Source organism: Streptomyces sp. NPDC060205, assembly GCF_042728395.1.
Classification (GTDB): domain Bacteria; phylum Actinomycetota; class Actinomycetes; order Streptomycetales; family Streptomycetaceae; genus Streptomyces.
The window spans coordinates 1-6337 of the sequence record NZ_JBHWZP010000445.1 but is presented as its reverse complement, the minus strand read 5'-3'; the positions used below and the strand labels follow the sequence as shown (position 1 = coordinate 6337).

The 6337-nt window shown below is 73.1% G+C and carries 5 protein-coding genes; all 5 read right to left on the bottom strand.

Features of this window, described 5'->3' with window-relative positions; all coding sequences use genetic code 11:
* Positions 1-143: 143 nt before the first annotated feature.
* The 5 genes from ACFWGJ_RS40510 to ACFWGJ_RS40490 all read right to left on the bottom strand — a co-directional run bounded on the left by ACFWGJ_RS40510 (position 144) and on the right by ACFWGJ_RS40490 (position 6146).
* A complete protein-coding gene (locus ACFWGJ_RS40510) occupies positions 144-1814 on the bottom strand; it encodes an AMP-binding protein (protein WP_387333968.1) in 1671 nt (556 codons plus the stop codon).
* Between the two features lie 143 nt (positions 1815-1957).
* Complete coding sequence (locus ACFWGJ_RS40505) at positions 1958-2578, bottom strand: lytic polysaccharide monooxygenase (protein ID WP_387333967.1); 621 nt, start codon at positions 2576-2578, stop codon at positions 1958-1960.
* 135 nt (positions 2579-2713) lie between these two features.
* The gene (locus ACFWGJ_RS40500) at positions 2714-3478 is read right to left on the bottom strand and encodes a nucleoside/nucleotide kinase family protein (RefSeq protein ID WP_387333966.1); all 765 of its coding nucleotides are present in this window, start codon (positions 3476-3478) and stop codon (positions 2714-2716) included.
* Positions 3465-4718: an SPFH domain-containing protein gene (locus ACFWGJ_RS40495; protein ID WP_387333964.1), complete on the bottom strand. Its 1254-nt coding sequence runs from the start codon at positions 4716-4718 to the stop codon at positions 3465-3467. The genes ACFWGJ_RS40500 and ACFWGJ_RS40495 overlap by 14 nt, the downstream gene beginning before the upstream one ends.
* A gap of 69 nt (positions 4719-4787) precedes the next feature.
* Complete coding sequence (locus ACFWGJ_RS40490) at positions 4788-6146, bottom strand: peptidoglycan-binding protein (RefSeq protein WP_387333962.1); 1359 nt, start codon at positions 6144-6146, stop codon at positions 4788-4790.
* Positions 6147-6337: the final 191 nt, after the last annotated feature.

Sequence of the window (6337 nt, the reverse complement as noted above, 5' to 3'; positions counted from 1 at the left end):
CTATGTTGTTTAGAGATGCTGACTCTTAATCAGCGGGTCCGGGGTTCGAGTCCCTGGCGGCGCACAGCGAAACAGCGGAAGGCCTCCGCGAGAGCGGGGGCCTTCCGCGTTGCCCGCTCCGGCCGCCCAGGCCCCGCCGCGCCTCACCGCGACAGCAGCTCCTCGCGTCCCCGTGCCCGGTACCGCTCCAGCAGCGCCTCGACGTCCGCCCCGTCCAGCAGCCGGTAGCCGGTGCGTCCCGCCTCCCCCACCGGCCGCCACCACACCGGATCCGCGCACCGGAATCCCTCGCGGCGCAGTCCGGCCCGGTGGATCTTGTTGGTGGCGGTGACCGGCATCCGGTCGAGGACCCGTACGAAACGGGGCGCCATCTTGGTGCCCAGATCCGGCTGGGCGTCCAGGAAGGCCTCGAAGGCGAGCGGGTCGAAGGTGCCGGCCACGGCGGCCATGACCTGGTCGCCGGCCACCGGGTCGGGGACGGCGTACACGGCCACCGCGTCCGCGCCCTCGTAGCGGGCGAGGATGTTCTCGATCACGGCGGCGGCCAGGTTCTCGCTGTCGACGCGCAGCCGGTCGTCGGTGCGGCCCGCGAAGTACAGGAATCCCTCGGCGTCCCGGTAGAAGAGGTCGCCGGTCCAGTACCAGCCGTCCCTGTTCCGGGCCGCGTCGGCCGCCGGGTTGCGCCAGTACCCCTCGAAGGGGCTGGGGCCGCGGTTCACCAGCTCGCCGATGGCCTCGTGCCCGTTGAGCAGCAGGCCGTCGGGGCCGAAGACCGCGGCGGGGCATTCGGCGCGGGTCAGCGGATCCAGCACCGCGAGGTCGTCGCCGGGTGCCGCCCGTCCGGTCGCGCCCTTCGGCGTGCCCGGCGACCACTGGATCGCCGCCCCGCCCTCCGACGACCCGTAGCCCTCCACCAGGCGCACCTCGAACCGCTCCTCGAAGGCCGCCGCGTCCACCGCCCCCGCCTCCGTCCCGAAGCCCGTGCGCAGCGGGTTGTCGCGGTCGTCGGCGCGGGCCGGGGTCTGCAGGATGTACTGGACGGCGCGTCCCACATACGTGAAGTACGTGGCCCCGTAGGCCCGTACGTCCGGCAGGAAGGCCGAGGCGGAGAAGCGGCGCCGCAGCGCCACGCCCGCGCCGGCCGCGAGGGCGGGTGCCCAGTCGGCGATCACGGCGTTGCCGTGGAACATCGGCATGCAGATGTAGTGCACGTCGTCCGCGCGCACCCCGAAGTGGCCGACCAGCGAGTGCCCGGCCGCCGCGAGCCGCCCCTGCGAGCAGATCGCCGCCTTGGGGGCACCGGTCGAGCCGGAGGTGAAGTAGAGGAGATAGCGGCTGCGCGGGGTCGCGGGCCCCGGCTCGGGGCGCGCGTCCGCGTAGGGCGCGAGCAGGTCCTCGTACGCCTGCGTGTCGGTCACCAGGATGCGTACGCCCGCCAGTTCTAGGCCGTCGAGGAGGGGGAGGTGGGTCCGCTCGGTGATCAGGACGCGGCATTCGGTGTGCAGGATGTCGCGGGCGAGTTCGGGGCCGCGGCGGGTGGGGTTGATGCCCGCGACGGCCGCGCCCGCGAGGGCCGCGGCGCCCAGCCAGAGCGGGAACTCGGGGGTGTTGTCGAGCAGCACGCCGAGGTGCGGTTCCGCCCGGGGCGACAGCAGTTCGGCGAACAGCGCGGCGCGCGCCGCCGCACCCGCGGCCACCTCGTGGTGCGTCAGGGTCCGGTCCTCGCACCACAGCCCTGGCCGGTGGTCGCCCCACCGCTCCTGTACGAGTTCGGCGACGGTACGCGCGCCCGTGCCCACGCTCCTGGCTCCCATGGGGGCGCACCATAATTGACGGAGCGTCAGATGACGAGGGGTGCGGGCGGTGCAGCTCCACGCACGCCGTCACTCCATGCCGACGTGCGTGGAACCTACCCGTGGGGGGTGGCCGTGCGGTCGTTCCGATCAGAGAGGGTCGCTCAGAAGGTGACGTCCGAGCAGGCGTAGAACGCGTTGCTCGTGTCGGCGATCGTCCACACCGCGAGGATCACGTGGTGTCCGCTCCTGCCCGACGGCAGGGTGCCGCTGTGCGAGAGCGTCGCCGGGGGCTGTCCGCTGTAGGGGACGGTGAGGAACGGTGTGGTGTCCAGCGCGGACCGCGTCAGCGGAGCGTTCTGGTTCCAGCCGCTCTTGGTGATGTAGTACTTGAAGTCGGTCGTCGAGTGCCGTGCCGTGAACTGCCAGCGGAAGGTGTAGCTCTGTCCGCCGCTGACCTTCGTCGTCGGCCAGGCACCGCCCGAGGGCGTCGTCGCCTTGTCGAGCGCGCCGAAGTTGCCGTGGTTCCCGGAACAGATCTGGCCGTCCGAGGGACCGCCCGCCGGGAAGCCCTTGGGGCCCTCGACGCTCTGGGGCTCCCACTGGATGTCACCGCAGTTGGCCACGCCGCCGTTCTGGCAGAGCTTCTGGCGGCTGACGGGGAGATCGGTGTAGCCGTGACCGGTGGCGCCACCGCTGGAGAGGACGATCGCTCCGGTGGTGGCGAGTCCGACGGCGGCGGCGTACCACTTCAGCCGCTTACGGGGTGGGGGTGTCTCTCGCATGCTGCCGCTCCTGGAGAACGTGGGGGAAGTTCCGTGAGCCGTGCGTGCGCATCGCGATGCGTAAAGCGATGATTCAGGTCTAGACCAAGTACCAGATTATTGCCAGGACTTGGCTGTGTCCATATCAAGTCCGCGTCAAAAGCCGGATGGGTCCATACCAATCGCGGAGGGGCGGACGGGGAGGCCGAGCGTCGTGAGGACCCGGTGGCACCTGTCCCGCGACTTCTCCACCAGCTGCCCGTTCGGGTCGTCGTTGGTGGCCACCCAGTCGCGCGCCTGGGCCTCGTCCCTCCCGCCCGCCAACTGCCGCTCCACCAGCCTCTTGTGCCGCACGCCCCCCGGCGCCTCCACGTACCAGCACTCCCCCATGAGCACATACGCGTCCCGCCATCCCGGCAGATCGCAGGCGAGATAGTTCCCCTCGGTCACGACGAGCCGGGCCGTCGGCGGCACCAGATGGCGTGCGGCGACGGGCTCGTGGAGCGTGCGGTCGTAGTCCGGTACGTAGATGTCGCGGGCCGTCTCGTCGAGGACCCGGCGCAGCAGATCGACGTATCCCCACACGTCGAAGCTCGGCTCGGAGCCCTTGCGGGCGGTCAGGCCGAGGCGCCGCAGCTGGGCGTTGGAGAGATGGAAGCCGTCGAGCGGCAGGTAGGCGGCGCCCTCACCCAGGTGCGCGACCAGGGCGCGGGCGAGCGTGGACTTGCCGGCACCGGGCGGCCCCGCCAGGCCCAGCACGGCACGCGGCGTGCCCTCGGTCAGACTCCAGGCGTCCGCGGCGAGGTCGTCGAGCGTGCGGGGGCCGGCCGGGGTGCGGGGGCCGGTGAGGTCGTGGGGGCCGGCGGCGGAGCCTTCGGGGTCGGCGGCGGGGAGGGGGGTGCGGGGGTCATCGATCTCCATGCCCCGTATAGAACGCCACCGTCAGGTCCTTCACCAGGGCCTTGCGCTCGTAGTCGTCCAGCTCGACGAGACCGCGCAGGGTCAGCCGGGTCACCGTGTCCTCGACGGAGTCGACGACCGAGGTGAGGACCGTGTCGCGGTGCTGGGCGTCCAGGGCCGCGATCCGGCGGCGCTGCATCACGGCGGCGATCTCGGGCGCGTACTCCACCCCGAGCGGCTGCGCCGAGTACACCTGGAGGCCGACCGCCGCCGCCTCCGCCGCCACCAGCCGGGTCAGCGAGTCGCTGACGGCCTCCGTGTTGCGCAGCGTCGCGGAGTCCGCCGCGCCCGGGGCGTGCGGCCCGTGGGCCGCGTTCGGCGAGAGGTCGGCCGGCAGCTGCGCGAGCACCCGGGCGAGCGCCGCCTCCACGCACTCGCGCAGATACAGCTGATGGTCCTCGACGCCGAGCGCGGCACGGGCGGTGTCCCGCACCCGCCAGACGACGAGCACGACGACCCGCAGCGCGACCCCGTTCGCGTCGACCGCCGCGATCGCCTCGCTGCGCCAGTGCCGCAGCCGTACGTCGATGCGGCGGCGCAGCACCAGCGGGTTGACCCACATGAGTCCGGTGCGCCGGACCGTGCCCCGGTAGCGGCCGAAGAGGCCGAGCACCCAGGCGCGTCCGGTACGGCCGCGGGCCAGCCCGCCGAACCCGAACAGCGCGAGCGCCCCGCATCCCGCGAGCGCCGCCCACTGCGGTCCGCCGAGCCCGGCGCCGGTGTGCGCCGGCAGTCCCAGCGCGTCCACGGCGAGCGGTGGCAGGGCGCCCGCCCACCACGACGCCAGGACGCACCCGGTCGTACCTGCCACGCCCGCCAGCACTCCGGCCAGGCCCGGCAGCACCCGTGCGGGCCGCTCGACGAGATCGGGGTCGACCTCGGGCGTGGGCCTCGGCCGCAGCGGGGCGGGAGCGCGCCGCGCGATCCGCGGCTGTTCGCCCGTACCCCGCCGACGGCTCACCACCGCGGGCGCCAGTGCCACGGACACCGGTTCGGGCTCGTCGCGGAAGAGCAGATGAACGGGGATCTCGGTGGTCGCCTCGTTGTGGATGATCCGCGCCCCGCGCCCACCCGCCTCCCGGCCCCCGGTGTCGCGTCCGCCGATGTCGCGTCCCCCGGTGTCGCGTCCCCCGGTGTCCCGGCCGCCCGCCTCGGGCGGCCCCTCGGACTCCGGCGAGTGTGAAGTGGTCGTCGTACTCATCTGTGCCTCCGTGCCTCCGCGCCAGGAAGAACCGCCGTGCCGGTGGAACAAGCCCCAGGTCCTGTCGCCCTAGAAGGTTTCGGCGAAGAGCCGCCGCCAGGTCTCCGGGCCCGGGTAGCCGTCCGCCGCCCCGCCGCGCCAACCCTGCGCGCGCTGGAACGCCTCGACGTTGCGCCGGTCGCCCTCGCCCCAGCGCGGTCCCGGGCCCTGCGTGTAGTGCTTGCCGAACCCCTTCTTCACCAGTTGCCTCCCCAGCCGGGTGACGTGGTCGTTGTCGGCGCCGGGCCGGAACATCGCCCGTCCGGGATAGCCGGGGACTCCGTGCGAGGCGACACCGCCGGCCGGGGGTTTCGCGGGCGTGCCGGGGCTGCCCGCACTCGCGGCCCGGACGTCCCGGCCCTTGCCGTTCACCAGGTACGACCAGGTCGTCGGCCCCGGCAGCCCGTCGGCGTCGGCCCCGGTCCAGCCCTGCGCCAGCTGGAACGCCCGGGTCGCCCGCCGGTCCGCGTCCGTCCAGCGCGGCCCGGGCCCCGAGGTGTAGAAACTCCCCGCGCCCCGCGCGACGAGCATCCGCCCCAGCCGGGTGACGTACGCGTTGTTCGCGCCGGGCCCGAAGGCGGCGGCGCCGGGATACCCGGCCGTGGCCGGCGAGGTGACGGGCGTGCCGGTGCCGGTGCCCGTGCCGCCGTTGCCCGGCTCCGCCTTGAGGCCCTTGTAGCGATAGCCGAGATAGCGGTCCGAATTGCTCCAGTAGGCGTAAGGAGTGGTCTGCCTGCGGGCGTGCGGACGCGTCAGCTCGTACGCGACGTAATGGCTCTGCCTGTAATCCGTCCAGCCGCCGAAAATCACGACGTGGGACCCTTTCTCGGGGTCGGACGGATTGTGGAAGAGCAGGATGTCCCCCGGCTGGAGATCACCCTGGGCGACTCGGACGCCGTACTTGTCGAGGCTGCCCGTCCATTCGTTCCCGCCGAGGTTCCAGGCCATCGAGACGAAGCCGGAACAGTCCTGGCGGTAGCCGTCGGACCAGTACGCGCCCATGTTGTAGGGCACCTGCGCGGCGACCCACTCCCTGGCCCGGTTGATGATCTCGGCCCGGGTCGTCTGGGGCGCCTTGATCCTGGCCGGCACGCCGCCGGGGCCGTGCAGCGGGGCCGCGCCGCCCTGCGGGGTGCCGGGGTCGTCCGCAGCGGGGGCGCCGGGCCGCTGCGGGGCGTGTGCGGCGGCGACGGCGGGGGTGGCGCCGGCCGCGCCGAGCACCGTGCCGGTGGTGACGGCGGCGAGGGCCAGCGCCATGGGGGAGAAGGCGGCCGGGTGGCCGCCGTGACCGCCGGTCCTGGAATGCGGCAGTACGCGCCGCCAGTGGGTACATCCGGGGCAGTCGCAGTCGCTCTCGGGATCGATTTCCTCGAATGCCGGAGCGGTCATGCTTTTCCCGTCGTCGTCCTGTCTGAGAATTTCGCGCTTCTGCACGTGCGTCAGTTTCGCAACGTGTTGCCCGGACCGCATGTTGACGGTCCGAATGATGTATTCGTCGTCGGCTGCGGCTCCGGTGGGGGCGGGCCGCGCAGTTCCCCGCGCCCCTGGGTGGGCAGGGGCGCAGCCCCGCTTTTCAGGGG